At 74.6% G+C, this 25,455-nt stretch carries 23 protein-coding genes and 1 pseudogene; 17 read left to right on the top strand and 7 right to left on the bottom strand.

Annotated features, from left to right (window positions below; translation table 11 throughout):
* Nucleotides 1-35: 35 nt before the first annotated feature.
* From ND486_RS16540 to ND486_RS16530, 3 genes are all read left to right on the top strand, one after another.
* Nucleotides 36-2,411, top strand: coding sequence for a xanthine dehydrogenase family protein molybdopterin-binding subunit (locus tag ND486_RS16540; protein WP_251785036.1), 2,376 nt, complete (start codon nucleotides 36-38; stop codon nucleotides 2,409-2,411).
* Between the two features lie 347 nt (nucleotides 2,412-2,758).
* Nucleotides 2,759-3,598 (top strand): fumarylacetoacetate hydrolase family protein, encoded by an 840-nt coding sequence (locus ND486_RS16535; protein ID WP_251785035.1) that lies wholly within the window; start codon nucleotides 2,759-2,761, stop codon nucleotides 3,596-3,598.
* A complete protein-coding gene (locus ND486_RS16530) occupies nucleotides 3,595-4,380 on the top strand; it encodes a maleylpyruvate isomerase family mycothiol-dependent enzyme (RefSeq protein ID WP_251785034.1) in 786 nt (261 codons plus the stop codon). Before ND486_RS16535 ends, ND486_RS16530 begins: the two co-directional genes overlap by 4 nt.
* On the opposite strand, the gene ND486_RS16525 is transcribed toward ND486_RS16530, so the two are convergent.
* A complete protein-coding gene (locus tag ND486_RS16525) occupies nucleotides 4,363-5,166 on the bottom strand; it encodes a hypothetical protein (RefSeq protein ID WP_062395999.1) in 804 nt (267 codons plus the stop codon). The genes ND486_RS16530 and ND486_RS16525 overlap by 18 nt on opposite strands.
* A 4-nt stretch (nucleotides 5,167-5,170) precedes the next feature.
* The gene (locus ND486_RS16520; protein ID WP_251785033.1) at nucleotides 5,171-5,338 is read right to left on the bottom strand and encodes a hypothetical protein; all 168 of its coding nucleotides are present in this window, start codon (nucleotides 5,336-5,338) and stop codon (nucleotides 5,171-5,173) included.
* Nucleotides 5,339-5,521: 183 nt separating this feature from the next.
* Between ND486_RS16520 and ND486_RS16515 the strand changes: the two genes are divergently transcribed.
* A complete protein-coding gene (locus ND486_RS16515) occupies nucleotides 5,522-6,679 on the top strand; it encodes a glutamate-cysteine ligase family protein (protein ID WP_251785032.1) in 1,158 nt (385 codons plus the stop codon).
* Nucleotides 6,680-6,736: 57 nt separating this feature from the next.
* On the opposite strand, the gene panB is transcribed toward ND486_RS16515, so the two are convergent.
* Nucleotides 6,737-7,591 carry a 3-methyl-2-oxobutanoate hydroxymethyltransferase gene (gene panB, locus ND486_RS16510; RefSeq protein ID WP_251785031.1) on the bottom strand — a complete coding sequence of 285 codons (855 nt, stop codon included), beginning with the start codon at nucleotides 7,589-7,591 and terminating at the stop codon, nucleotides 6,737-6,739.
* Between the two features lie 178 nt (nucleotides 7,592-7,769).
* Between panB and ND486_RS16505 the strand changes: the two genes are divergently transcribed.
* The 3 genes from ND486_RS16505 (at nucleotide 7,770) to ND486_RS16495 (ending at nucleotide 11,317) form a co-directional block, all read left to right on the top strand.
* Nucleotides 7,770-9,398, top strand: a complete 1,629-nt coding sequence (locus tag ND486_RS16505) for an alpha/beta hydrolase (RefSeq protein WP_251785030.1) — start codon at nucleotides 7,770-7,772, stop codon at nucleotides 9,396-9,398.
* 93 nt (nucleotides 9,399-9,491) lie between these two features.
* On the top strand, nucleotides 9,492-10,835 hold the full coding sequence (gene glnA / locus ND486_RS16500; protein WP_062395995.1) for a type I glutamate--ammonia ligase: 1,344 nt from the start codon (nucleotides 9,492-9,494) through the stop codon (nucleotides 10,833-10,835).
* A complete protein-coding gene (locus ND486_RS16495) occupies nucleotides 10,832-11,317 on the top strand; it encodes a cupin domain-containing protein (RefSeq protein ID WP_226357711.1) in 486 nt (161 codons plus the stop codon). Before glnA (ND486_RS16500) ends, ND486_RS16495 begins: the two co-directional genes overlap by 4 nt.
* On the opposite strand, the gene ND486_RS16490 is transcribed toward ND486_RS16495, so the two are convergent.
* On the bottom strand, nucleotides 11,314-12,531 hold the full coding sequence (locus tag ND486_RS16490) for an FAD-dependent monooxygenase (protein ID WP_251785029.1): 1,218 nt from the start codon (nucleotides 12,529-12,531) through the stop codon (nucleotides 11,314-11,316). The genes ND486_RS16495 and ND486_RS16490 overlap by 4 nt on opposite strands.
* 68 nt (nucleotides 12,532-12,599) lie before the next feature.
* Here ND486_RS16490 and ND486_RS16485 point away from each other — a divergent pair, with 68 nt between their 5' ends.
* Complete coding sequence (locus tag ND486_RS16485) at nucleotides 12,600-15,635, top strand: bifunctional [glutamine synthetase] adenylyltransferase/[glutamine synthetase]-adenylyl-L-tyrosine phosphorylase (RefSeq protein WP_251785028.1); 3,036 nt, start codon at nucleotides 12,600-12,602, stop codon at nucleotides 15,633-15,635.
* Here ND486_RS16485 and ND486_RS16480 read toward each other — a convergent pair.
* Nucleotides 15,614-16,579 carry a MerR family transcriptional regulator gene (locus ND486_RS16480; RefSeq protein WP_251785027.1) on the bottom strand — a complete coding sequence of 322 codons (966 nt, stop codon included), beginning with the start codon at nucleotides 16,577-16,579 and terminating at the stop codon, nucleotides 15,614-15,616. The genes ND486_RS16485 and ND486_RS16480 overlap by 22 nt on opposite strands.
* Before the next feature lie 37 nt (nucleotides 16,580-16,616).
* Here ND486_RS16480 and ND486_RS16475 point away from each other — a divergent pair, with 37 nt between their 5' ends.
* From ND486_RS16475 to ND486_RS16440, 7 genes and pseudogenes are all read left to right on the top strand, one after another.
* A complete protein-coding gene (locus ND486_RS16475; protein WP_251785026.1) occupies nucleotides 16,617-17,510 on the top strand; it encodes a TIGR03619 family F420-dependent LLM class oxidoreductase in 894 nt (297 codons plus the stop codon).
* A gap of 27 nt (nucleotides 17,511-17,537) precedes the next feature.
* Nucleotides 17,538-18,251, top strand: a complete 714-nt coding sequence (locus ND486_RS16470) for a M50 family metallopeptidase (protein ID WP_083474181.1) — start codon at nucleotides 17,538-17,540, stop codon at nucleotides 18,249-18,251.
* A 12-nt stretch (nucleotides 18,252-18,263) separates the two neighbouring features.
* The gene (locus tag ND486_RS16465; protein WP_224402117.1) at nucleotides 18,264-18,686 is read left to right on the top strand and encodes a nitroreductase/quinone reductase family protein; all 423 of its coding nucleotides are present in this window, start codon (nucleotides 18,264-18,266) and stop codon (nucleotides 18,684-18,686) included.
* Between the two features lie 67 nt (nucleotides 18,687-18,753).
* Entirely contained in the window at nucleotides 18,754-19,188 is a 435-nt protein-coding gene (locus ND486_RS16460) for a heme-binding protein (RefSeq protein ID WP_073574172.1), read from the top strand.
* A gap of 727 nt (nucleotides 19,189-19,915) precedes the next feature.
* Nucleotides 19,916-20,182, top strand: a complete 267-nt coding sequence (locus ND486_RS16455) for a GlsB/YeaQ/YmgE family stress response membrane protein (RefSeq protein WP_062395991.1) — start codon at nucleotides 19,916-19,918, stop codon at nucleotides 20,180-20,182.
* Nucleotides 20,183-20,402: 220 nt separating this feature from the next.
* A pseudogene (locus ND486_RS16450) lies at nucleotides 20,403-20,600 on the top strand (cold-shock protein); the annotation flags it as partial.
* Complete coding sequence (locus tag ND486_RS16440; protein WP_374231431.1) at nucleotides 20,595-21,341, top strand: cold-shock protein; 747 nt, start codon at nucleotides 20,595-20,597, stop codon at nucleotides 21,339-21,341. The pseudogene ND486_RS16450 and the gene ND486_RS16440, both read left to right, overlap by 6 nt.
* Nucleotides 21,342-21,427: 86 nt before the next feature.
* Here ND486_RS16440 and glnA (ND486_RS16435) read toward each other — a convergent pair whose 3' ends face one another.
* Nucleotides 21,428-22,849, bottom strand: a complete 1,422-nt coding sequence (glnA, locus tag ND486_RS16435; protein ID WP_251785025.1) for a type I glutamate--ammonia ligase — start codon at nucleotides 22,847-22,849, stop codon at nucleotides 21,428-21,430.
* 183 nt (nucleotides 22,850-23,032) lie between these two features.
* Between glnA (ND486_RS16435) and ND486_RS16430 the strand changes: the two genes are divergently transcribed.
* The gene (locus tag ND486_RS16430) at nucleotides 23,033-23,503 is read left to right on the top strand and encodes an RDD family protein (RefSeq protein WP_224402119.1); all 471 of its coding nucleotides are present in this window, start codon (nucleotides 23,033-23,035) and stop codon (nucleotides 23,501-23,503) included.
* A gap of 11 nt (nucleotides 23,504-23,514) precedes the next feature.
* Here the strand turns inward: ND486_RS16430 and ND486_RS16425 are convergent, their stop codons facing one another.
* A complete protein-coding gene (locus tag ND486_RS16425) occupies nucleotides 23,515-24,192 on the bottom strand; it encodes a GntR family transcriptional regulator (RefSeq protein WP_224402120.1) in 678 nt (225 codons plus the stop codon).
* A 123-nt stretch (nucleotides 24,193-24,315) separates the two neighbouring features.
* Between ND486_RS16425 and ND486_RS16420 the strand changes: the two genes are divergently transcribed.
* Nucleotides 24,316-25,359 (top strand): LuxR C-terminal-related transcriptional regulator, encoded by a 1,044-nt coding sequence (locus tag ND486_RS16420; RefSeq protein WP_251785024.1) that lies wholly within the window; start codon nucleotides 24,316-24,318, stop codon nucleotides 25,357-25,359.
* Nucleotides 25,360-25,455: the final 96 nt, after the last annotated feature.

Genomic DNA, 25,455 nt, shown 5'->3' with positions numbered 1-25,455 from the left:
GACGACCCTCCGGTTAGTGCTGTAGTGTGGACCACATGCCTGGCTCGATCCTGGGAACCTCCGTCCGCCGCGTCGAGGACGCCGACCTGATCACCGGTGCGAGCACCTTCGTCGGCAACCTGGTCCACGGTGCCGACGCACCGGCGGGCCTGGCCCACGTGGCGTTCGTCCGCTCGCCGGTGGCGCACGCGCTGCTCACCGGCATCGACACCTCCGAGGCCGCGGCCGCGCCCGGCGTCCTCGCCGTGTACACCGCGGCCGACCTCGACCTGCCCGCCCACCACGGCCTGATGGTCCTCAACCCCGCGCTGCCGCGCCCGCCGCTGGCGACCGACCGGGTGCGGTTCGTCGGCGAGGCGGTGGCGCTGGTCGTCGCCGAGAGCCGCGCCGCCGCCGTCGACGCCACCGAGCTCGTCGAGGTCGACTACGACCCGCTGCCCGCGGTCACCGACATCGAGGCCGCGCTCGCCGACGACGCCCCGCTGCAGTTCCCCGACCAGGGCAGCAACCTGGCCGCGGGCGAGCGGGGGACCGGCGACCCGCTCGACGGCGCCGAGGTCGTCGTCCGCGCGCGGATGGTGAACCAGCGCGTCGCGGCCGTCCCGATGGAGGGCAACGCGATCGTCGCCGACCCCACCACCACCGACTTCCCGCTCACCGTGCACGTCTCCACCCAGATGCCGCACGGCTTCCGCACCCAGCTCGCCGGACTGGCCGGGCTGGAGGCCGACCAGGTCCGGGTGATCGCCCCGCACGTCGGCGGCGGGTTCGGCGCGAAGGCCGGTGTGCTCGCCGAGCACACCGCGACCGTCGCCGCCGCCCGGGCGCTGGGGCGGCCGCTGGCCTGGGTCGAGACCCGCTCGGAGAACCTCGTCTCGATGCCGCACGGCCGCGGCCAGGTCGGCTACTACGAGCTCGGCCTCACCCGTGACGGCCGGATGACCGGCCTGCGCGTGCGGGTCGTCGGGGACGCCGGGGCCTACGCCGGCTTCGGCGGCGCGCTCCCGCTGCGCACCACCTACCTCATGGCGACCGGCGTCTACGACGTCACGAACCTGCGCTACGACGCCGTCTCCGCGCTGACCAACACCACCCCGATGGGCGCCTTCCGCGGCGCGGGGCGCCCGGAGGCCGCCGCCCACCTGGAGCGCCTGGTCGACGTCGCGGCCGCCGAGCTGGGCATCGACCCGGTCGAGCTGCGCCGGCGCAACCTGCTCGCGCCCGACGTCTTCCCGTACACCACCCCGACCGGCGCCCGCTACGACGTCGGCGACTACGACCTGCCGCTGCGCGAGGCCCTGCGCATCGCCGGCTACGACGAGCTGCGCGCCGAGCAGGCCCGCCGCCGCGAGGCGGGCGACCCGGTGCGCCTGGGTATCGGCATCGCGGTCTACGTCGAGGTCACCGCCGGGGGCGGGGGCGGCGAGTACGGCTCGGTGACCGTGCACGACGACGGCTCGGCGACGGTGTCGGCCGGCACCTCGGCGCACGGTCAGGGGCACGCGACGTCGTTCGCGATGCTGGTGTCGGACCGGCTCGGCATCCCGATGGACCGGATCCGCTACGTCCAGTCCGACACCGCGCTCGTCCCGCGCGGCGCCGGGACCGGCGGCTCGCGGTCGCTGCAGCTCGGCGGCACCGCGGTGTCCGAGGCCGCGCACGAGCTGTACGAGCGGGCCCGCAAGCTCGCCGCGCACCTGCTGGAGGCCGCCGCGGAGGACGTCGAGATCACCGACGAGGGCACCTTCGGCGTCGCCGGGGTGCCCGGCGGCCCGACCGCGACCTGGAGCGACGTGCACCGCCAGGCCGCCGCCACGGGGGAGGAGCTGCACGTCGGGCTCGACTCCGCGCAGGACGGGGCGACCTTCCCGTTCGGGGCGCACCTGTCGGTGGTCGAGGTCGACACCGACACCGGCCGGGTCACCCCGCGCCGGCACGTCGCCGTCGACGACTGCGGGCGGATCCTGAACCCGCTGCTCGTCGAGGGCCAGCAGCACGGCGGGCTCGCCCAGGGCGTCGCCCAGGCGCTGCACGAGGAGGTCCTGTTCGACGACGAGGGCCAGCCGCTGACCTCCAGCCTCGCCGCGTACACGATCCCGACCGCGGCCGACCTGTTCTCCTTCGAGACCGCGACGACCGAGACCCCGACCCCGCTGAACTCGCTGGGGGCCAAGGGGATCGGCGAGTCCGCGACGATCGGGTCGACCCCGGCGGTGCAGAACGCCGTGGTCGACGCGCTGTCGGACCTGGGGGTGCGTCACATCGACCTGCCCTGCACCCCCGAGCGGGTGTGGCGGGCCGTCGCCGCGGCCCGGGCCGGGGCACCGGAGGACGCCTGGCGGGAGCCGCCCGCGGTGTTCGACGACCTGCCGGTGCGCGGCGGTGGCGCCGAGGACGACGCCGCGATCTGACCCGGCCTGCGGGCCCCGGCCCGGGTCGGGCCCCGCCGGGCCGTGGGAGTGCCGTGGCGGATCCACACCCGGTGTCCGGCATCCACACCTGCTGCAACGGGTGTGGGCACCGGACAGCGGGTGTGGTTGCGCCGCGCCGCGCCGGCGGGGCGTTCCCGGACGGGGGCGTCCCCGTCGCCGTGCCGGCGGAGCGGCGGTCGCGGTCCGTCGCGGCGTCGCCCGTACGGGTGAGTTCGGGCGGTCCACCGGCCGGGACACGCGATAACCCACCCCCTGTCTGTTCCGCGCGTCCCCGGTGGCGCAGACTCTCCGCCGGACGGCAACCGATACCGGGAGGCACCCGCACGATGAGGCTCGCGACGATCCGGACCGCGACCGGGCACCGGGCGGTGCGCGTCGACGGCGACACCGCCGTCGAGACGGGGGAGGCCGACGTGCGGGCGCTGCTGGAGCGCCCCGACTGGGCCGAGCACGCCGCGGGCGCGGCGGGCCCGGTCCACGAGACCGCCGGCCTGGACTACGCGCCGCTGGTGCCGTCGCCCGAGAAGATCATCTGCATCGGGCTGAACTACCGCGACCACGTGCTCGAGATGGGCAACGAGCTGCCCGAGTACCCCACGGTCTTCGGCAAGTTCGCGCCCGCCCTGGTCGGCGCCCACGACGAGATCGAGCTGCCCGAGCAGTCCGACCGCGTGGACTACGAGGCCGAGCTGGCCGTCGTCATCGGGCGTTCGGTCCGGCGCGCCGACCGCGAGGCGGCGACGGCCGCCATCGCCGGGTACACCGTGCTCAACGACGTGTCGATGCGCGACTACCAGCGGCGCACCAAGCAGTTCCTGCAGGGCAAGACCTGGGAGCACTCGACGCCGCTCGGGCCGGTGCTGGTCACCCCCGACGAGCTGCCCGCCGACCCGGCCGCCGGTGGCGCGCTGCGGATCTTCTCGGAGCTGTCCGGGGAGACCATGCAGGACTCCACGACCGACCAGCTCGTGTTCGGCGCGGTGGACCTGGTCGTTTACCTGTCGGAGATCCTCACGCTCAACCCGGGCGACGTCATCGCCACCGGCACCCCCGGCGGCGTCGGCGACGCGCGCACGCCCCCGCGCTACCTCACCGACGGCGCCGAGATCGTCACCGCCGTGGAGGGGATCGGCGAGTGCCGCAACGTGTGCCGGGCGGTGCGGTGACCCCCGCGCGCACCCCCGGCGACGGCCGCGCCCTCGTCCCGCCACCGGTGGGCGACGCGCTGGCCTGGGCCGGCGACGGCCAGGCCCACCTGCGCGGGCTGATGACCCGGATGGCGGGCGAGGCGTTCCGCGCCCCGTCGGCGCTGCCGGGCTGGACCCGCGCGCACGTGCTCACCCACCTCGCCCGCAACGCCGACGCCATGGTGAACCTGCTGACCTGGGCGCGGACCGGCGTCGAGACCCCGGCCTACCCCGATCCCGCGTCCCGCGACGCCGACATCGAGGCCGGGGCCGGGCGCAGCTCCGACGAGATCCGCGCCGACGTCGTCGCCGCCTCCGACCGGCTCGCCGACGCGGTCCGGGCGATGCCCGAGAAGGCCTGGTCGGCGACCGTGCGCAACCCGCAGGGCGTCGAGATGCCGGTGACGGCGGTGCCCTGGAACCGGGCCCGCGAGGTGTGGATCCACGCCGTCGACCTCGACGTCGGCGCCTCGTTCAAGGACCTGCCGATCCCGATGCGGGAGGTGCTGGTCGCCGACGTGGTCGCGCGGCTGGAGCGCAAGCCCGGCTGCCCGCACGTGCGCCTGGAGGAGGTCCGCACCGGCGCGACGCTGGAGTTCGGGCCGGGGCCCGCCGGGCCGGACGGCGCCGAGCCGCGCGACCTCGGCACGGTCCGCGGCAAGGCGCACGACATCATCGCCTGGCTGCTCGGCCGCCCGTTCGACAAGGGCCTGCGCGACGCCGACGGGAAGCTCCCGCCGCCGCTACCGGTCTGGCTCTGACCCCGGCTCCGCCGCGGGCCGGTCGCGGCCCTCGAGCGCGTCCAGGCGTGCGGTCGCCCGGCCGAGCTGGCGGGCCATCTCGTCGAGCCGGGCCTGCAGCAGCGCCATCTCCGCGGTGAGCACGGCGACCGCGCCCGCCGCGGCGACCGGGTCGCCGATCAGCCCGTCGGCCGCCTCGGTGCCGTGCGGGTCGGGGTGCTCGGCGAACCCCGCCGCGTCGTCGGGCGTGGTCAGCGGGCCCGTCGCGACGTCGTCGGGCAGCAGGGTGAGTTCGGCCAGCTCGGCGAAGCGCTGCGCCGACAGCACCGGGCGCGCCCCGGCGCACCGCAGGCACACCGGTTCCAGCCGGCGCCAGCCGTGCTGCCCGGAGCCGGTGTCGGCGAGCACCGCGACCCGCGCCCCGCAGCGGCAGGGCCGCATCCGGATCGTGCGCACCCGCTGCCGGGCGTAGCGCAGGCCCAGCTCGTAGCGACGGAACCGGCCGGAGACGGCCACCTCGAGCAGGATCGCGCCCTGGTGCTCGGGCGCACACGCCAGCTCGCGGGCGTCGTCGGCGGTGTGGAAGCAGTAGAACCCGCAGTCGCACCACCGCGACGGGCAGGCGTGCCGGCAACCGTGCGCGCACACCGCGTCGTCGACCGTGCGGTAGACGTGCGCCCGCCCGAGCGTCACACCGCTGAAGCCCACCGTCGTGCCGTCCGCGGACAGCATCGGGAACGCCAGCTTGTGGCCCTCCAGCGGGCCGGTCGGGTACTCCAGCGGGGTCCGGCGGAACAGCCCGCGCACCCGGTCAGTTCTCGTGGGACCCCGAGTGCGCCGGCTGCGGGGCGGCCGGCGTCCACTCGGTGAACTCGGGCTCGACGGTGCGCGCCGGGCGCGGGCGCTCCTGGGCGTCGGCCACCCGGTCGGCCTCGTGGTCCACGGCGAATCCCTCGGAGATCTTGCGGCCCAGCCTCATGACGCCTCCCGTGTGCTCCGGGTCCCGGCCACCTGGTGGACATGGCCGCCGTCACCAGGCTGACCGTTCGTCGCGGGGTTGTCCAGGGCGGAACGGGTGAGGAGGGTGCGGGGACGGATCACAGCCGGCGCCGGGCCCGGCCTCGGTAACGTCCTGTGCCAGGACGGGGACCGGGGGTGGTCGATGCGGGGCGAGGCGCGCTACGGGCTCGAGCACGAGCTCGCGCTGCTGCGGGACGACGGGACGGTGGCCGACCACCGGTCGCTGACCCACGCGCAGGTCGCGGCGGTCGTCGACGAGCTGCCGGAGCTGCCCGGGGACCAGACCGACCTGCGGATCGGCGACGCCGGCATCCGCCGCAAGCGCTGGTACGCCGAGGGCTACGAGCGCCTCGACGAGAGCGGCGGGCTGCTCCGGTTCGACCCCAAGGGCATCGAGATCCGGACCCGCGTGCACGACTCGGTCGAGGCCGCCGCCGACGCGCTGGCCGCCGACGCGGTCACCCTGGCCGCGGTGGCCGCCCGGCACGGACTGCGCCCCGTCGCGTTCGCCCACCACCCGCAGCTGTCGGCCTACCGGCTGGACCCCCCGCCGAACGCCCACGAGCGGGCGCTGATGGCGGCCTCGCCGGAGGAGCGGACCTCGCACCTGCACATGGTGACCTGGGGGCCGGACCTGAACCTGTCGTTCCCCGAGTCCGGCACCGACCCCGCCGTGCTGGCCGACGCGGCGGCGAAGCTGACCTTCTACAGCCCCTACCTGGTGCCGTGGTCGTTCTCCTCGCCGTTCCGCGACGGCCGGGTCTGGGGCGGGCTGTCGGCGCGCACCGCGCGTCGCACCGGGGCGCGCCCGGCGGCGCTGGCCTACCTGCCGCCCGACGCCCCGCTGCTGGTGACCGACCCCAGCCTGGTGCGGCACGCGGGCATCCCCGGGGAGGTGGGGCGGATCGAGTTCAAGGCGTTCGACGCCGTCCCGGCGGTCGCGGGGGAGGAGCCCGCCGACGGCGTGGGCACCGACCTGCCCGCGGCGCTGCTGAGCCTGCTGACCGGCCTGCTGCGCGACGACACGCTGCCCGGCCGGCGCCGGACCCCGGACACGGCGGCGCACCGCCGCTCGGCGCTGCGGGGCTGGGCCGACCCGGCGGTGCGGGCGGGGTCGCAGGCCGTCCTCGACGCCGCGACCGCCGCGCTGGCCGGCGACGACGCCCACGGCGCGCGGCTGGCGTCGCTGGCCCGGCGGCTGGCGCGCCGCGAGACCCCCGCGGACCGGATGCTGGCCCGCCACCGCGCGGGCGGCGGCATCCCGGGGCTGGGGCACCCGGCGACGCACGGCGCAGGCTGAACCGGTCCCGCCCGGCCGACCGGGCCCCGGCGACGCGCGCCGGGGCCCCGGTCCGGCTCAGCTGTAGCTGTGCTCCTCGGCGGGGTACTCGCCGTGCGCCACGTCGGCGGCGAACGCGGCCGCCGCGTCGTGCAGGGCCGAGCCGAGCTCCGCGTACTTCTTGACGAAGCGCGGCACCTTCCCGCGGTTCATCCCGGCCATGTCCGACCAGACGAGGACCTGGGCGTCGCAGTCGGGCCCGGCGCCGATGCCGACGGTCGGGATGCGCAGCTCCCCGGTCACCCGCTTGGCGACGTCGGCGGGCACCATCTCCAGCACGACGGCGAACGCGCCCGCCTCCTGCACGGCCAGCGCGTCCTCGACGAGACGGTCGGCGGCGTCGCCGCGGCCCTGGATGCGGAACCCGCCCAGCGCGTGCTCGCTCTGCGGGGTGAACCCGAGGTGGCCCATCACCGGCACGCCGGACGCGGTGAGCGCCTCGACCTGCGGCGCGAAGCGCGCACCGCCCTCGAGCTTGACCGCGTGCGCCCCACCCTCCTTCATGAACCGGAACGCCGTCTCCTGTGCCTGCGCGGGGGAGATCTGGTAGCTGCCGAACGGCAGGTCGGCGACGACGAGCGCGCTGCGGGCGCCGCGCACCACGGCGCGGGTCAGCGGGACCAGGTCGTCGACCGTGACCGGGATGGTGTTGTCGTGGCCGAACACGTTGTTGCCCGCGGAGTCGCCGACGAGCAGCACCGGGATGCCGGCGTCGTCGAAGATCTCGGCGGAGTAGACGTCGTAGGCGGTCAGCATGGGCCAGCGCCGGCCCTCCTGCTTCCACTGCAGCAGGTGGTGGACGCGGGTCCGCTTCGGCGGGGTCGCGGGCGCCCGGTACGGGGCCGCCACCTCTCCGCTCTCCTGTGTGCTCACCGGTGAGCTCCTTCCGTGCCTCGAGGCCCACGCTGGTCGTGGGTCCCCGGGTTCGCCGTCGATGGCGGACGCCAGGGTGGCAGCGCACGGGCCCCGACCGCCCCGTGGTGTGGGCACCCTCACCCGGGCCGTGACCCGCGACCCCTCACCGCCGGGGGTCGGTGGCATGCTCACGGTCATGCTCCCTCGGCTGTTGCGACGACGTGCCCACCGACGAGAGACACCGGCCCCGGCCCGCCGGCGGACGCGTCCGGCCGCGCTCGCCGTGCTCGGTGCGGCGACCCTCGTCCTGGTCGGCGCGTGCGCCGACGCGGGCACCGGCGACCAGCCGCAGGCCGCGCAGAACCCGCCGGACCTCGCGCAGTTCTACGACCAGCAGCTGCAGTGGGGCCCCTGCGCGGACTACGCCCCCACCGCGGACGACGCGCAGACCTACGCCGACCCGCAGTTCGACTGCACCCGGGTGACCGTCCCGCAGGACTACGCCCGGCCCGGCGACGGGAAGACGATGCAGATCGCGCTGCTGCGCAAGAAGGCGACCGGAGCGAAGATCGGCTCGCTGTTCGCCGACCCGGGCGGCCCCGGCGCCTCGGGCACCTCGTTCGTCGCTCGCCAGGCCGCCACCTGGGCCACCAACGGCCTGGGGGACCGGTTCGACCTGGTCGGGTTCGACCCCCGTGGCACCGGCGCGAGCCTGCCGAAGATCCAATGTCTCACCGACGCGGAGAACGACGAGGAGCGCACGAAGACCTTCGCCGACCCCTCGCCCGCCGGGGTCGCCGCCGCCGAGGCCGACAGCCGCCAGTTCGCCGAGCGCTGCACCCAGCGCACCGGGGCCGACGTGCTGGCCAACGTCGGCACCCGTGACGTGGCGAAGGACATGGACGTCATGCGGGCCACCGTCGGCGACCAGAAGATGACCTACGCCGGTTTCTCCTACGGCACCGAGCTCGGTACCGCCTACGCCGAGGCGTTCCCGCAGAACGTCCGCGCGCTGCTGCTCGACGGCGCGATCGACCCGACGCAGTCGACCATCGACTCCACGGTCAAGCAGAACGCCGGGTTCCAGCTCGCGTTCGACAACTTCGCCAAGGACTGCACCAGCCGCCCCGGCTGCCCGCTGGGCACCGACCCGGCGAAGGCGACCCAGGCGTTCCAGACGGTGATGCGGCCACTGATCGACACGCCCGCGAAGGTCGGCGACGGGCGCGTCCTGAGCTTCTCCGACGCCCAGACCGGCGTCAGCCAGGCGCTCTACGTCTCCCAGCTGTGGCCCGCGCTGCAGCGCGGGATCTCGCAGGTCGCGAACGGCAACGGCGACCTGCTGATGCGCCTGGCCGACCTCTACTACGAGCGCGACGACCAGGGCCGCTACTCGAACATGCTGCAGGCCTTCCAGTCGATCAGCTGTGTGAACCAGCCGGCGCTGAAGGAGCCGTCGGAGGCCCTGGAGCTGGCGACGCGGGCCGACGAGGCCGCCCCGTTCCGCTCCACCGGCCGCGGCCCGGTCGGTGCCCGCGACGCGTGCGCGTTCTGGCCGGTCCCGCCCACCAGCGAGCCGCACACGCCGAAGGTCGACGGGCTCCCGCCGGTCGTCGTGGTGTCGGTCACCGGTGACCCGGCCACGCCGTACCAGGCCGGGGTGGACCTGGCCCAGCAGCTGAACGGCAGCCTGATCAAGGTCAACGGCAACCAGCACACCGCGTCGCTGCAGGGTGACGCGTGCACCGACAAGCTCGCGATCGACTATCTGGTGAACCTCACGCTCCCGCCGCAGGGTGCGGAGTGCACGCTCGCGCCGAGCTGAGGGCCGTCGTCGGGGGTGTGCGGGCGACCACGACCGGGTCGCCCGCACACCCCGGTAACTTCCGCGTAACACGGGGTTCCTAGGCTCCGCCGCATGGACCGCCAGCAGGAGTTCGTGCTCCGCACGCTCGAGGAACGCGACATCCGTTTCGTCCGTCTCTGGTTCACGGACGTGCTCGGATACCTCAAGTCGGTGGCGGTGGCCCCGGCCGAGCTGGAGGGCGCCTTCGCCGAGGGCATCGGCTTCGACGGCTCGGCCATCGAGGGCTTCGCCCGCGTCTACGAGTCCGACATGGTCGCCAAGCCCGACCCGTCGACGTTCCAGGTGCTGCCCTGGGAGACCGCCTCGGGCGAGCACTACTCCGCGCGGATGTTCTGCGACATCGCCATGCCCGACGGGTCGCCGTCCTGGGCCGACCCGCGGCACGTGCTGACCCGCGCGCTGAACAAGGCGGGCGAGGCCGGGTTCACCTGCTACGTGCACCCGGAGATCGAGTTCTACCTGCTGCGCGACCTGCCCGGCGACGGCACCCGGCCCGTCCCGGCGGACTCCGGCGGCTACTTCGACCAGGCCAGCCACGACGTCGCCCCGCACTTCCGGCGCAACACCATCGAGACGCTGGAGTCGATGGGCATCTCGGTGGAGTTCTCCCACCACGAGGGCGGCCCCGGCCAGCAGGAGATCGACCTGCGCTACGCCGACGCCCTGACCATGGCCGACAACCTCATGACGTTCCGCTACGTCGTGAAGGAGGTCGCGCTCACCCAGGGCGTGCGGGCCTCGTTCATGCCCAAGCCGTTCTCCGAGCACCCCGGCTCGGCCATGCACACGCACTTCTCGCTGTTCGAGGGCGACCACAACGCCTTCCACGACCCGGACGACCCCTACGAGCTGTCCGCGACCGGCAAGGCGTTCGTCGCCGGCGTGCTCAAGCACGCCCGGGAGATCACCGCGGTCACCAACCAGTGGGTCAACTCCTACAAGCGCCTCATCACCGGCGGCGAGGCCCCGACCGCGGTGTCCTGGGGCCACGCGAACCGCTCCGCGCTGGTCCGGGTCCCGATGTACTCGCCGGGCAAGTCCTCGTCGCGGCGGGTGGAGGTCCGCACGCTGGACTCCTCGTGCAACCCCTATCTCGCCTACGCGGTCATCCTGGGCGCCGGCCTCACCGGCATCCAGAAGGGCTACGAGCTGCCCCCGCCCACCGAGGACGACGTGTGGGCCCTGACCGACACCGAGCGCCGGGCGCTGGGCTACGAGCTGCTCCCGCAGAACCTCACCGAGGCCCTCGACGTCATGGAGAAGAGCGAGCTCGTCGCCGAGTACCTCGGCGAGCACGTGTTCGACTTCTTCCTGCGGAACAAGCGGGCCGAGTGGGACGCCTACCGCCGGAACGTGACGCCGCACGAGCTCGCGACGTATCTTCCCGTGCTGTGACCGACTTCTCGGACGAGATCATCCTGGGCCCGCTGCCCAAGGGCATCACGCGGGCCGGTGAGGGCCAGTACAAGCGGGTGTGGAACGTGCTGGGCCACACCTACTGGGCGAAGGCCGTCAGCGAGACCAGCTTCGCCTTCGAGACCCTCGACCCGCCCGGCACGGGCGTCCCGCCGCACGTGCACCCGACCCAGGACGAGCACATCCACGTCCTCGACGGCGTGTTCACGCTCTACCTGGACGGGCAGTGGGAGAAGGCCGGGCCGGGCGACACCGTCCTCATGCCCAAGGGCCTGCCGCACGCCTACTACAACAAGGAGCAGGGCAACGCCCGCGCGCTGTTCTGGGTCAGCCCGGCCGGCCGGCTGGCGTCGCTGTTCGACCGGCTGCACGACCTGACCGACCCGGCCGAGGTCGTGCGGCAGTCGGCGCTGCACGACGTCGACTTCCTGCCGCCGGGCAGCGTCCCCGGCGCCGACTAGCGGGTGTTGCCCGACGCGCGGTGGTAGCCGGCGAAGATCTCCTCGAGCTCCCCGCCGGTGATCACCGCGTCGAGGTCGTCGAAGCCGTCGGGCGCGCGGCGCTCGACCTCGTCGATGACCCGTTCCGGGCCACCCACGCGGTTGCGGAGCACGACGTCGGCGGTCATCGGCAGCCGTTCGGCCTCGTACGCGGCCAGCGCCGCCGCCGGGTCGCCGCCGCCCGCGGCCAGGTGCCGGGCGAGCGACTCGGCGTCGAGGATCGCCTGCCCGGCGCCGTTGGAGCCCATCGGGACCATCGGGTGCGCGGCGTCTCCGAGCAGGGTGACCCGCCCGTGCGACCAGCGCGGCAGCGGGTCCCGGTCGCACATCGGGAACTCGAAGATCTCCGGTGTCGCGGCGACCAGCGCGAGGTGGTCGACGTCGTCGAGGTGGAAGCGGCGGGCGTGGGCGAGGGTCTCGTCGCGGTCGGCGGGCCGTGACCAGTCCTGTCGCTGCGGGGCGGGGTCGCCGTCGGCGCCGGTCGCGATGCACACCGCCCAGTTCGTGAGGACCGTGCCCGGCGCGCTGCCGGCGCCGACCGGGTAGACCACCAGCTTGGCCGCGTTCCCGCCCGCGACGACCATCGAGCGGCCCCCGCGGAACGCCGGCCAGTCCGTCGCACCGCGCCACATCGACACCCCGTTCCAGCGCGGCGGTCCCTCGCCCGGGAACAGGCCCGCCCGCACCGCGGAGTGGATGCCGTCCGCGCCGACCAGCACGTCGCCGGTCGCCTCCGGCAGGGCGTCGTCGGCGAAGCGGACCCGGACACCTCCGTCGGAGTGCTCGACGCCGGCGACCCGGTGCCGGGTGCGGATCGCGTCGGACCCCAGCCGTGCGCGCACGGCGTCGGTGAGCATCCGGTGCACCCGGCCGCGGTGCCCGGCGACCTGCGGGAACGCGAAGCCGGCCGCCACCCCGCAGGGTCTGCGCAGGATCGGTTGCCCGAGCCGGTGGGCGTAGGTGAGGTCGGTGGTCGCGATGCCGACGTCGGCCAGCTCCGCGGACAGGCCGAGCCCGTCGAGCACCCGCACGGCGTGCGGCAGCAGGTTGAACCCGACACCGAGCTCGCCCGCGCCGGACCCCTGCTCCAGGACCGTGGACCCGATCCCGGCCCGCTCCAGGGCCAGGGCCGTGGTCAGTCCTCCGACACCCCCACCGACGATCACGACGTGCATGCCCCCGAGCCTGACCGCTGGACGCCCCTGAGGGAAGGGCGGCCCGCGATGGGGCAGGATCACCGGTCATGGACCGTCGCACGGGGACCTCGCTCGCCCGGCTCGGCCTCACCGGTGAGGACGCGGCCACGACCCTGCGCGGTCTGGGCTGGTGGGCGACCGACGGGCCGGCGCCCGGCTGCGAGGAGATCATGTGGGCGCTGGCCCGCAGCCCCGACCAGTCCCTCGCCCTGCGAGCGGTCGAGCGGCTGGCGCAGACCGCCCCGTGGCCCGCGATCGACCGGGCGCTGCGCACCGACCGCGGGCTGCGGGGGCGGCTGCTGGCGACCCTGGGGTCGTCGACGGCGCTGGGCGACCACCTCGTCGGCCACCCGGACCGCTGGCCGCTGCTGGCCGACACCGCCGAGCGCGGGAACCCGCCGCCGGACCTGGCCCGGCGCACCGCGAACCTGCTGTGCGCGGTCGGGGCCGACCCGGCCGCGCCGCCGCCGGGGACGGCCGGCGGAGCGCGGGCGTCGCTGACCGGCGCCGAGGCCGTCGCCGCGCTGCGCACGGCCTACCGCGACGAGCTGCTCGGCCTCGCCTCGGCCGACCTGGCCGCCGTCGGGGACCCGGGTCTGCCGGTGATGGAGGTCGACGACGTCGCCGCCCAGCTCGCCGACCTCGCCGAGGCCGCGCTGTCGGCGTCGCTGGCGGTGGCCGCGGCCGAGCAGGACCCGCCCGAGGAGCTGCGGCTCGCGGTCATCGGGCTCGGCAAGTGCGGTGGCCGGGAGCTCAACTACGTCTCCGACGTCGACGTCGTGTTCGTCGCCGAACCCGGCGGGGAGCTCACCCAGGCCGCGACGAAGCTCGCGTCGCGGGTCATGCGCATCGCGGGGGAGGCCTGTTTCGAGGTCGACGCGAACCTGCGCCCCGAGGGCCGCCAGGGCGCACTCGTGCGGACCCTGGACGGGCACGTGGCCTACTACAAGCGGTGGGCGAAGACCTGGGAGTTCCAGGCGCTGCTCAAGGCCCGGCCGATCGCCGGGGACCGCGAGCTCGGCGCCGCCTACGTCGAGGCGCTGTCGCCGATGGTGTGGCAGGCCTCCACCCGCGACGACTTCGTCACCGACGTGCAGGCCATGCGGGCCCGGGTCATCGAGAACATCCCCTCCGAGCAGCGCGAACGCGAGCTGAAGCTCGGCCGCGGCGGGCTGCGCGACGTCGAGTTCGCCGTCCAGCTGCTGCAGCTGGTGCACGGCCGGGGCGACGACTCGCTGCACTCGGGCAACACCCTGGTCGCGCTGGCCGCGCTGTCGGAGAGCGGCTACGTCGGCCGCGACGACGGCGCCAACCTCGCCGCGTCCTACCGGTTCCTGCGCCTGCTGGAGCACCGGCTGCAGCTGCAGAAGCTGCGCCGCACCCACCTGCTCCCGGCCGCCGACGACATCGACGGACTGCGCTGGCTCGCCCGGGCCGCGCGGATCCGCCCGGACGGGCGCCGCGACGTCGTCGGGGTGCTGGTCGACGAGTGGCAGCGCAACGCGCGCCGCGTCACCCGGCTGCACGAGAAGCTGTTCTACCGGCCGCTGCTGTCGGCAGTGTCCCGGCTGGCCGCCGACGGCGCCGACGCCGTGCTGTCCCCGGAGGCGGCGAAGGCACGGATGAAGGCGCTGGGCTGGGCGTCGCCGGAGGGGGCGCTCGGGCACCTGCGGGCGCTCACCGGCGGGGTGTCGCGGGCCGCGTCGATCCAGCGGGCGCTGCTGCCGGTGCTGCTGGACTCGCTGTCGCGCAGCCCCGACCCCGACCGCGGCCTGCTCGCCTACCGGCGGGTGTCCGAGGCGCTCGCCGACACCCCCTGGTACCTGCGGCTGCTGCGCGACGAGGGCGCGGTCGCGCAGCGGCTGATGACGCTGCTGGGGACGTCGGCCCTGGTCCCGGACCTGCTGGCCCGCGCGCCGGAGGTGCTGCGGATGCTGGCGACCTCCTCGGGAGTGCAGAGCCCGGAGCTGACCCGGGACCCGGCCGAGGTGTCGATGGCGCTGCGCACCACCGTCGCCCGGCAGAGCACGCCGGAGGCCGCGGTGGCGTCGGCGCGGTCCTACCGCCGCCACGAGATGCTGCGGATCGCCTGCGCCGACCTGCTCGGCCTGCTGCCCGTCGACGCGGTGTGCACGGCGCTGAACTCGGTCAACGAGGCGGTGCTGGCCGCGACCCTGGACGCGGTGCTGCGCGCGGAGCCCGAGCGCCCGGCCGTCCTGTCGGTGATCGGGATGGGCCGCCTCGGCGGCGGCGAGTCCAGCTACGGCAGCGACGCCGACGTGATGTTCGTCTGCAGGCCCGCCGAGGGCGTCGACGACCACACCGCGGTGAGGTGGGCGACCCGGGTGGTGGAACGCGTGCGGCGGCTGCTCGGCTCCCCCAGCCCGGATCCGGAGCTGTCGGTCGACGCGGACCTGCGCCCGGAGGGCCGGTCCGGGCCGATGGTGCGCACCCTGGCCTCCTACCGCGAGTACTACGCCCGCTGGGGTGAGGTGTGGGAGGCCCAGGCGCTGCTGCGGGCCCGCCCGATCGCGGGGGACCGGACGCTGGGCCGGGAGTTCACCGCGCTGGTCGACCCGATCCGCTACCCGGCCGACGGCGTGTCGGCGGCCGCGGTGTCGGAGATCCGCCGGATCAAGGCCCGGGTCGACGCCGAGCGGCTGCCCCGCGGCGCGGACCGCACCACCCACACCAAGCTCGGCCTGGGCGGGCTGGCCGACGTCGAGTGGACGGTGCAGCTGCTGCAGCTCCAGCACGCGGGCGACGTCCCCGAGCTGCGCACCCCGTCGACGCTGCACGGGCTGCACGAGGCCGCGGAGGCCGGGCTGATCAGCGCCGGGGACGCCGCCGAGCTGGAGGAGGGCTGGCGCACCGCGACCGCGGCCCGCAACGCGATCATGCTGGTCAAGGGCAAGCCCGGCGACCAGCTCCCGCGTTCGGGGCGGGAGCTGGCCGCCGTCGCCGTCGCGCTCGGGTACCCGGCGGGCGGCGACCCGGGGGAGTTCCTCGACGACTACAAACGCGTCACGCGGCGGGCCCGCGCGGTCGTCGAGCGGGTGTTCTACGGCTGGTCCGAGGACTGACCGGCCGGTGCCGAGCGCAGCGCCGCGGCGAACCACTCGAACGCCGGAACCGCGGGCTCGCGGGCCGGCCAGCCGTTGAGCACCCCGAGCAGCGTCCAGTAGCGCTCGACGCGGCGGTCGGCGAACAGCTCGACGCTGTCCGCGGTCCGGGCGCGGGCCGCCGCGTCCTGCCCCTCGACGCCGGGGATGCGGGCGAGGACCCGGGCCGCCTCCGGGCTCGCCGGGTCGACGCCCGCGGCGAGCGCGGCCCCGGCGTGCTCGGCCACCGCGGCGGGGTCGGCCCCCCGCTCGTGGTGCTCGGGGGCGGTGGCACCGGCGACGGCCATCTCCCGGCACCGGGCCCGGAACCCCGGGTCGGCGACGAGCTCGGCCAGCTCCACCCAGGCCCCCACCTGCTCGGGGGTCGGGTCGTCGGGCAGTTCGGCGGGCATCGACCGCATGCCGGTGGCGATGCCCGCACCGGGCGCGTCGTCGTCGATGCCGGCGAAGGTCTCGGTCACGAAGTCGTCGATCAGGTGCTGGCGCTGGGCCGCGGACAGCCGGGCGAGGTCGTTCATCAGGGTCACGCTCCGTTCGTCGGGTGGGGTGTCACCGGCTCCGGTGCGGGCGAGCAGGGCGCACACCGCGCGCTGCGCCCGCAGCTCCCGGATCCGGTCGTCCAGGGCCCGGACGTGTGCCGCCGCGATCTCGCCGACCCCCCGTCGGCGGGACAGCACGGCGCGCACGTCGTCCAGACCCAGGCCGAGCTCGCGCAGGGTGCGCACGAGGTCGAGCCGTGCGACCGCGGCCGGTCCGTAGACCCGGTGGCCCGCACCGTTGCGGTCGGCGGGGACGAGCCCCTCGTCCGACCAGAAACGGAGCGTGCGCACGGGGACCTCGCTGCGCCGGGCGAGCTGCCCGATCGTCAGCGTGACAGGGTGATCATCGGTAGGTGGTGCGGTCACGGGTACAGCGTCGGGTGTTCCAGCGGCTGGAGGTCAAGTGCGAATCGGTTTCGGGATCCCGCAGTTCGGTGCGTCCGCGGCCCACGTGGACGGGACGATGCGGTTCGCGGCGGGCGCCGAGGAGCGCGGCGCGGCGAGCCTGTGGACGGGCGACCGGCTGCTGGTGGCCGTCGACCCGACGGTCGGCTACGGCGGCGGGCCCGGCGGCCCGGGCAGCGTGCCCGAGCAGTTCACCGCCGCGCACGACCCGCTGGCGCTGCTGACCGCGGCGGCCGCCGTCACCGCGCGGGTGCAGCTCGGCACCAGCACGCTCAACGCGCCCTGGTACCCGGCGGCGCTGCTGGCCCGGCAGGCGGCGACGATCGACAACCTGTCGGGCGGACGGCTGCTGCTGGGCCTCGGCATCGGCTGGTCGCCCGAGGAGTACGACGCGGTCGGGGTCCCGATGGGTGAGCGCGGCGCCCGGCTCGACGAGACCCTCGACCTGTTCGACACCTGGTGGCACGACGACCCGGTGGAGTTCACCGGGCGGTTCGCGAGCGTCGCGCCGTCGTACGTGCACGCCCGGCCGCAGCACGTGCCGGTCTACCTGGGCGGCTTCAGCCCCCGGGCGCGCCGGAGGATCGCGGAACGGGCCGACGGCTTCCTGCCGGTCGTCACCTCCGACGTCACCGACCTCGACGCCGCGGTCTCCGCGCCCTGGGCGGACCTGCGTGCCGCCGCGGCCGAGGCGGGCCGCCCCGCCGACGCGGTCGGCGCGGTGCTGCGGGTGAACCCGAAGCCGGGGGAGACCGCCGCCGACGCCGCCGCGCTGGTGCGCCGGGCGGCCACCGACACCGACGTCGACCACACCTTCGTCGACCTCATGTACCTGGCGGACGACACCGACTCGGCGCTGGAGGCGGTCGAGGAGATCCTCGGCGCGGCGTGACCGGACCCCGCTGGTTCACTGGGGTCCGTGGCAGACCTCGACGTGATCACCCGCGGGTACGAGCTCGTCGCGGCCCGGCCGGCGTCGCTGCTGGCCGCGCTGCTGGCCCTGACGGTCGTCGCGTGGCGGCCGACCTGGCGGCTGACGCGCACCGCGGTCACGATCGCCCACGAGGGCGGGCACGCACTCGTCGCGGTCCTGGTCGGGCGGGGCCTGGCCGGGATCCGGCTGCACGCCGACTCCTCCGGCGTCACGCACTCCACCGGCGCGGGGCGCGGGCCCGGGGTGGTCGCGATGTTCTTCGCCGGCTACGTCTTCCCGCCGCTGCTCGGCCTCGGCGGTGCGGTGCTGGTCGCGGCGGACGAGGCGCAGGCGATGCTGTGGATCGCGGTGGTGCTGCTGGCCGCGACGCTGCTGCAGATCCGCAACCTCTACGGCGGGCTGGCCGTCGTCGCGACCGGGGCGGTGCTCGTGCTCGTCGCGCTGCGTGCCCCGGCCGACCTGCGGACCGGGTTCGCCGCCGCGCTGACCTGGTTCCTGCTGTTCGGCGGGGTGAAGGCATGTCTGGAGCTGCGCCGCGGCCGTCGCGGGGGCCGGCTGCGCCACTCCGACGCCGACCGGCTCGCCGAGCTCACCCCGCTCGGCGGCGGGGCGTGGGCAGCGGTGTTCGTCCTCGTCGCGTTCGCCGCGACGCTCGCCGCCTGCTGGGTCGTGTTCGCCCCCGGCGGGGCGCCCGCCTGACAGCATGGGGCCATGGCAGAGGACTTCAACACCAGGGTGATCCGCGAGTTCCGCGAGAACGACGGCCGGGTCGGCGAGCCGTTCACCGGCCTGCCGATGATCCTGGTCCACCACGTCGGCGCGAAGAGCGGCGCCGAGCGGATCGCGCCGCTGCGCTGGTTCGCCGACGGTGACCGCTGGGTCGTCGTCGCCTCCGCGGCCGGCGCGCCGCGCCACCCCGCGTGGTTCCACAACCTGATGGCGAACCCGGACGTCACCGCCGAGATCGCCGACGGCGAGGGCGGGGTCGAGACCGTGCCGGTGCACGCGGCCGAGCTCGACGAGGCCGACCGCGACCGCGTCTGGACCTGGATCAAGGAGAACAACGGCGGCTTCGCCGACTACGAGCGCAGGACCGACCGGACGATCCCGCTCGTGGGCCTCACCCGGCGCTGACCGCCGCCCACCCGCCGTGTGAGGCCGGGGTGGGCGTGCGCGGCGCGGTGATGGCAGGGTTCGCGGTATGACGATCTCCCTCGAGCAGGCCCAGACCATCGCCGCCGCTGCCCTGGCCCACGGCACCGAGCAGGGCTTCAACCCGCTCACGGTCGCGGTGCTCGACCCGGGCGGCGCGATCGTCGCCCTGGCCCGCCAGGACGGCTCGGGCTTCCTGCGGCCCGACCTCGCCGTCGCCAAGGCCAGCGGTGTGCTCGCCCTCGGCATGACCAACCGCGCGATCGCCGCCCGCGCCGCGGACTCCCCGGAGTTCTTCACCTCGGTGGCCAACCTCGCCGGCGGCAAGATCCTCTCCGTGCCCGGCGGGGTCTTCGTCAAGGACGCGGCCGGCGCGCTGCTCGGCGCCGTCGGGGTGACCGGCGACGCGTCGCTCAACGACGAGGCCGCCGCCCTCGCGGGGATCGAGGCCGCCGGTCTGGTGGCGGTCACCGGCGCCGAGTAGTCCCGCCGTCCCGGAATGTGCCGCACCCCCGGGCGACGAGGTCAGCCCGGGGGCGCGGAGGGGACACGATCCTGCCGCCGAGGAAGGACCGTGCACGTTCGTGGTCGCGCCGAGGGCGCAGGGTGACGCAGGGGGTCGCGCGTTGCCGGTGCCGTTCCTTGGACACCCGGGCGGTGTCACCGAGCGGAGTGGACGGGCCGGTGCGGCCCTCACTCCGTGTGACCTGGAACACGGTAGCTCCGAGTCAAGCATTCGCGTCCCGCCCTTGTCAACGAATCCGCGGACGCGGGCGACGAGATGATCTCTGCACCGATTCCGCGTGCGGGATGCTCCGGGCGGACCTGACCCCGAGCGGGGGTCGCATCCGTCCGCGGTGACCGCCTCGTGACGCGTCCGCATCCGGGAAGACCCCGACCGTGCGAACTCCGGCACCTGATGGTGGGGCAGGGGTGTTCTGCGATGTTTCCGTGACCGGCAGTGGTTAGCGTCGGCGACGTCCTACACGACATCGGGAACCGCGTGGTGCCGACGGCCGTACACCGGTCGGCGGACGGGCGTCTCCACGGTGCCGTTCGGAGCAGCCGGAGCGGGCCGACGTCCTCCCGTCTCCTGATCGCATCCGAACGGTGACCACCGGGGACGTTTCGCCACGACCCCCACGGGTCACTCGGTGCCGACCGGTCAGATTCGGTTCGTCACGAACGGACCGTAAGCGAGGGAGACAGACATGGGCATCATCGCGTGGATCGTGCTGGGGCTGATCGCGGGCGCCATCGCCAAGGCCATCATGCCGGGCAAGGACCCGGGCGGAATCATCGTCACCCTGATCCTGGGTGTCGTCGGCGCGCTGCTCGGCGGCTGGATCGGCAGCGCGGTGTTCGGCGTCGGCCTCGGCGGGTTCTTCAACCTGTCGACCTGGCTGCTCGCCATCGTCGGATCGCTGATCCTGCTCGCGATCTACCGCGTGATCGTGGGCCGCAAGGTCCGCGCCTGACACGCGCGTAACACCCTCGTCGGCGCCCGCCCGGAGACTCTCCGGGCGGGCGCCGACGTATGTCCGGACCCGTCCGCCGGCGGCCGCGCGGCGGGTGGCCGGGGGAGCACCCGGACCGCCGGCCCGCCCCGCACCGCAGGCCCGTGGGCCCGGCCCGACGGACCGCGAGGTCCGTCGGGGAGACTGGGACCAGTACCCGACCACCGATCTGGAGTTCTCGATGCCGCAAGGGACCGTCCGCTGGTTCGACGCCGAACGGGGTTTCGGCTTCCTCGCACCCGAGGACGGCTCGCCGGACGTGTTCGTGCACGCCTCCGAGATCGTCGGGGGCGGCGGCGCGCCGGTGCTCCGGGAGGGCCAGGTCGTCGAGTTCGAGGTCGGCGAGAACGACCGCGGTCCCCAGGCGCTGCGGGTGCGCATCACGGCCGAGGCGGCCGACAGCGCGGTGGGCCTGCTCGGCACCGTCACCTGGTACGAGCCGGGGAAGGGGTACGGCTTCGCGACCCCGGACGGCGGCGGCGCCGACATCTTCGTGCACAGCTCCGCCATCGTGACCGGCGGCGTGGTCACCGAGGGTCAGCGGGTGGCCTTCCTGGTGGTGGAGGGCGAGCGTGGCCCGCAGGCCGGGCACGTGGTCCCGCTGGCAGCGGGGGCCGGCCTGCCCGCCACCGACGACACCGCGGACGACGCCGACGGCACGGTGGCCTGGTACGACGAGGACAAGGGCTTCGGTTTCGTCACCCCCGACTCCGGCGGCGACGACGTGTTCGTCCACGCCCGGGCCCTGGCCGAGGGGCTGACCTGGCTCGCGGAGGGCGACCGCATCGCCTTCGAGGTGGCCCAGGCGGAGAAGGGCCCCCAGGCCCGTGACGTGCACCTTGTCCGGGCCGGCGAGCCCTCGACGGCGCCGAAGCGGTCGGCACCCGCCGCGGGGCCGGCGGCGGGCGAGGTCCCCGCGCGGGGCGGTGAGGGCGTCGTCGTGCGCTACGACGAGGACCGCGGCTTCGGGTTCATCTCCCCGGATGCCGGCGGGGACGACCTGTTCGTCCACGTGTCCGTGATCCGGGACGCGGAGCCGCTGCAGAAGGGCGACCGCGTCCGCTACGCGGTGCGTCAGAGCGACCGTGGCCCGCAGGCCGACCGCGTCGAGCGCCTCTGACGGGGCGGCCGACGACCCGCCGGACGCGCCGAGGCCCGGCTCCCTGACAGGGGCCGGGCCTCGGTGTGACGTGGGTCAGGTGCGGATCACACGTCGTAGTACAGGGCGAACTCGTACGGGTGCGGGCGCAGCCGCAGCGGGTCGATCTCGTTCTCCCGCTTGTAGGAGATCCACGTCTCGATCAGGTCCGGGGTGAACACGCCACCCTCGAGCAGGTAGTCGTGGTCCTCCTCGAGGCGGTCGATGACCGCGCCCAGCGAGGACGGGACCTGCGCGATGTCCTTGAGCTCCTCGGGCGGCAGCTCGTAGAGGTCCTTGTCGACCGGGGCCGGCGGCTCGATCTTGTTCTTGATGCCGTCGAGACCGGCCATCAGCATCGCCGAGAAGGCGAGGTAGGGGTTGCCGGACGAGTCGGGGCAGCGGAACTCGATGCGCTTGGCCTTCGGGCTGTCGCCGGAGAGCGGGATCCGGATGCAGGCCGAGCGGTTGCGCGCGGAGTAGACCAGGTTGACCGGGGCCTCGAAGCCCGGGACCAGGCGGTGGTAGGAGTTCACCGTCGGGTTGGTGAACGCCAGCAGCGACGGCGCGTGGTGCAGCAGGCCGCCGATGTAGTAGCGGGCGGTGTCGGACAGCCCGCCGTAGCCGGACTCGTCGTGGAACAGCGGCTGGCCGTCCTTCCACAGCGACTGGTGCACGTGCATGCCCGAGCCGTTGTCACCGAACAGCGGCTTCGGCATGAAGGTGGCGGTCTTGCCGTTCTGCCACGCCACGTTCTTCACCAGGTACTTGAAGAGCATGACGTCGTCGGCCGCACGCAGCAGCGTGTCGAACTTGTAGTTGATCTCGGCCTGGCCCGCGGTGCCGACCTCGTGGTGCTCGCGCTCCACCTCGAAGCCCGACGCCTGCATCGTGCTGACGATGTCGGCGCGCAGGTCGGCGTAGTGGTCGACCGGCGGGACGGGGAAGTAGCCGCCCTTGTAGTTGACCTTGTAGCCCAGGTTGCCCCCGACCTCCTCGCGGCCGGTGTTCCACCAGCCCTCCGAGGAGTCGATGTGGTGGTAGGCCTGGTGCGGGTCGGTGCCGAACCGGATCGAGTCGAAGACGTAGAACTCGGCCTCGGGCGCCATGAACGCGGTGTCGGCGATGCCGGAGGCGGTCAGGTACTCCTGCGCCTTGCGGGCGACGTTCCGCGGGTCCCGGGAGTAGGGCTCACCGGTGATCGGGTCGTGCACGAAGAAGTTGATGTTCAGCGTCTTGTGCTTGCGGAACGGGTCGACGCGCGCGGTGGACGGGTCCGGGTGCAGCGCCATGTCGGACTCGTTGATCGCCTGGAAACCGCGGACGGAGGAGCCGTCGAAGGCGGCACCGTTCTCCAGGAGGTCGCCGGCCGTCTTGGCGGGGACGGTGAGGTGCTGCATGACGCCGGGCAGGTCGCAGAACCTGATGTCGACGTACTCGACCTTCTCGTCCGAGATGTACTTGAGTACCTCTTCGGCGTTGCTGAACACTCTCTGGGCTCCTTCATTCGCTGGTGGAGATCGTGGGTGACGGTAGGAGTGGCGTGTTGCTCACCCATCACTCACCTGTTTCACCGACGTTAACTGACCCGACCGCGACATCGATCACGTTCGTCATCGGTGTCCGGTCCGGTCCCGCTCGGTGGTGCGGCTACGGCGCCTACGCTAGAGAGCATGGCCCGTTGGATCGAGTCCTGGCTCCCCGGTTCATCCGCCGGAGGTTCCGCCCCGGCCGGACACCCCGGTGAGCGTTTCGGGCTGCCGGCGACCGGCCACTACTCCGTCGCCGGGTTCGGCCGCCGGGTCGCCGGCGTCTGCCTGGACTGGTTCCTGTCCTACCTGCTGGTGCTGCTGGTCGCCGGGGTCGACGCGCTCGGCACCCCGGGGTTCAGCTGGTGGGTCCTCGGGACCTGGTTCGTGATCACCGCGCTGTCCGTGTCGGTGCTCGGCACGGCACCGGGGCACCTCGCGCTGGGGATGCGGGTCGCGCGCACCGACATGGCGACCCACGTCGGTGTCCCGCGGGCGCTGCTGCGCACCGCGATGATCGCGGTGGTGCTGCCGCCGTTCCTGCGCGACACCGACGGGCGCGGCTGGCACGACCGCGCGAGCCGCACGGTCGTGGTGCGGGTGCTGCGGGGCTGAGGCCCGGTGACTCAGGCGCTCGCCGGGGGAGCGCCCAGCACCGACGCCCGGGTGCCCGCCAGGTGCACCCGGAGCACGGCCACCGCGCCCTGGCGGTCCCGGGCGCGCAGCCCGGCGAGCAGCTGCCGGTGCTCGGCGACCAGGCGCTCGGCCCGGCCGGGGAAGCGGCCGCCCAGGGCACCCATGTTCATCCGCAGCTGCCGGTCGCGCAGCGTCCCGTAGACCTCCAGCAGGATGCTGCGGCACCCGGCCCGCACCAGCACGGTGTGGAACTGGCGGTCGGCCTCGACGAAGGCGAGCTCGTCGCGCGCGGCCACGGCGGCGAGCTGGTCGTCGATCGCGGCGTCCATCGCGGTGGCGATGTGCTCCAGGGTCTCGTCGTCGACCCCCACGACGGTGGCGATCGCGTGCGACTCGATGACGTCGCGGGCCTCGACGACGGCGTCCACCTCACCGGGGGAGACCGGCACCACGAGCGCGCCGCGCTTGGGGTAGAGCTTCAGCAGACCCTCGGCCTGCAGCTGCAGGAACGCCTCGCGGACCGGCGTGCGGCTCAGCGCCAGCGGCCGCGCGACCTGACCCTCGCTGATCAGCTCGCCCGCGGGCAGGGAGCCGTCGAGGATCCCGGCCTTGGCGAACCGGTACGCCCGTTCGGTGGCGCTGCCGCTCGCCCGTGACCCGTCGTCCACGCCCGAAATGATGCCCGAACACGTCCGGCCCGGGTTCGCGAGGCTTGCCCACCCCGGTCGGCATCCCTACCGTTCCCCTCCAGGAATGCGGCATAGATGCAAGATGGATACCGGGAGGACCGGGTGATCCTCGCTCACGGTGCGGCGCAGGACCGGGGTGTGGCGTCGCTGCTCGACGACCTCGTCCGGCGCACGACCAGCAGGCTGGGCGGTGGTGGCGGCACCGTCGCGTTGCTGGGCGACCCGGCACCGGTCGTGCACCGCGATCCCCTGCCCCCGGTCGAGGACGTCCTGGCCCGCCTGGTCCGGGAGCCCCGCACCCTCCTTGTGGAGGGGGACGGCCCTGGCGCACCGGACGTGCTCGGAACTCCCCTCTGGTGGGACGACGAGTTGCTCGGAGCCTGTGCTTTCGGTGGGGGTGGGAGCTTCCGCGATTCCGACGTCGCCGCGGTCGAGGGGTTCGCCGAGCAGGCGGCCGTCGCGGTGATGGCGGCCCGGCTGCTCACCGACGTCCCGGCGGTCGCGACCGCCCCCGCCGCGGCGCGGCTGCTGCCGGAGCTGCGGGCCGAGCTGGACCGCGCGCTGCGTGCGCTCGGTGCCCGCGGCGGCGTGGTCACCCTGGGTACCGAGCGGGTGCCGGCCCCGGTCGTCGCGACGGGGGTGCACGAGGTCGCGCGGCTGCTGCTCGACAACGCGGTGCTGCACTCCGGTGCGTGCACGCTGCGGGTGGGGCTGGCGTTCGAGACGGGAACGGTCCGCCTGCTCGTCGAGGACGACGGCCGCGGTTTCGACCCCGGCACCGCGCCCCGGTCCGGGCTGCACCGGGTCGAGTCCACCGTGCGTGCCGCAGGCGGCCGGCTGGAGATCGACAGCGTCCCCGGGTGGGGGACGCGCGTGCGGGCCTGCTGGCCCGACCCGCCCACCCCCTGCACGGCGGGTCCGCCCGTCGCGCCGCCCGCCGGCCTCCAGCCGGCCCGCGGCCAGCACACGCTGACCCTGCGGGAGCGGGAGGTCCGCGCACTCGTCGAGCAGGGGCTGGCCGACAAGCAGATCGCCACCCGGCTGGCCATCTCGGTCAAGACGGTGGAGAAGCACGTCGGAGCGGTGCTGCGGAAGACCGGTGCCCGCAACAGGACCATGCTCGCCCGCTTCGGCGCGGGCAACTGAGCGAGGGCCGCCCCCGGGCCGCACGCAGGACGGCGTGGCCGCCGTCGCTGCGGCCGGCGGGGCCACCCGGTCGACGCCGCGTCGGCGACCGGCCCA

It is taken from the genome of Pseudonocardia sp. DR1-2 (genome assembly GCF_023717215.1).
Taxonomy (GTDB): domain Bacteria; phylum Actinomycetota; class Actinomycetes; order Mycobacteriales; family Pseudonocardiaceae; genus Pseudonocardia; species Pseudonocardia alni.
Note: the sequence above shows the minus strand (reverse complement) of the source record. Positions and strands in the feature narration are given on the sequence as shown.

Excerpts from the sequence above, each read along its gene's own strand:
- ND486_RS16540 (WP_251785036.1), top strand. The coding sequence starts at position 36 with ATGCCTGGCTCGATCCTGGGAACCTCCGTCCGCCGCGTCGAGGACGCC.
- ND486_RS16535 (WP_251785035.1), top strand. The coding sequence starts at position 2,759 with ATGAGGCTCGCGACGATCCGGACCGCGACCGGGCACCGGGCGGTGCGC.
- ND486_RS16520 (WP_251785033.1), bottom strand. The coding sequence starts at position 5,338 with ATGAGGCTGGGCCGCAAGATCTCCGAGGGATTCGCCGTGGACCACGAG.
- ND486_RS16515 (WP_251785032.1), top strand. The coding sequence starts at position 5,522 with ATGCGGGGCGAGGCGCGCTACGGGCTCGAGCACGAGCTCGCGCTGCTG.
- ND486_RS16505 (WP_251785030.1), top strand. The coding sequence starts at position 7,770 with ATGCTCCCTCGGCTGTTGCGACGACGTGCCCACCGACGAGAGACACCG.
- glnA (WP_062395995.1), top strand. The coding sequence starts at position 9,492 with ATGGACCGCCAGCAGGAGTTCGTGCTCCGCACGCTCGAGGAACGCGAC.
- ND486_RS16490 (WP_251785029.1), bottom strand. The coding sequence starts at position 12,531 with ATGCACGTCGTGATCGTCGGTGGGGGTGTCGGAGGACTGACCACGGCC.
- ND486_RS16485 (WP_251785028.1), top strand. The coding sequence starts at position 12,600 with ATGGACCGTCGCACGGGGACCTCGCTCGCCCGGCTCGGCCTCACCGGT.
- ND486_RS16465 (WP_224402117.1), top strand. The coding sequence starts at position 18,264 with ATGGCAGAGGACTTCAACACCAGGGTGATCCGCGAGTTCCGCGAGAAC.
- ND486_RS16460 (WP_073574172.1), top strand. The coding sequence starts at position 18,754 with ATGACGATCTCCCTCGAGCAGGCCCAGACCATCGCCGCCGCTGCCCTG.
- ND486_RS16455 (WP_062395991.1), top strand. The coding sequence starts at position 19,916 with ATGGGCATCATCGCGTGGATCGTGCTGGGGCTGATCGCGGGCGCCATC.
- ND486_RS16430 (WP_224402119.1), top strand. The coding sequence starts at position 23,033 with ATGGCCCGTTGGATCGAGTCCTGGCTCCCCGGTTCATCCGCCGGAGGT.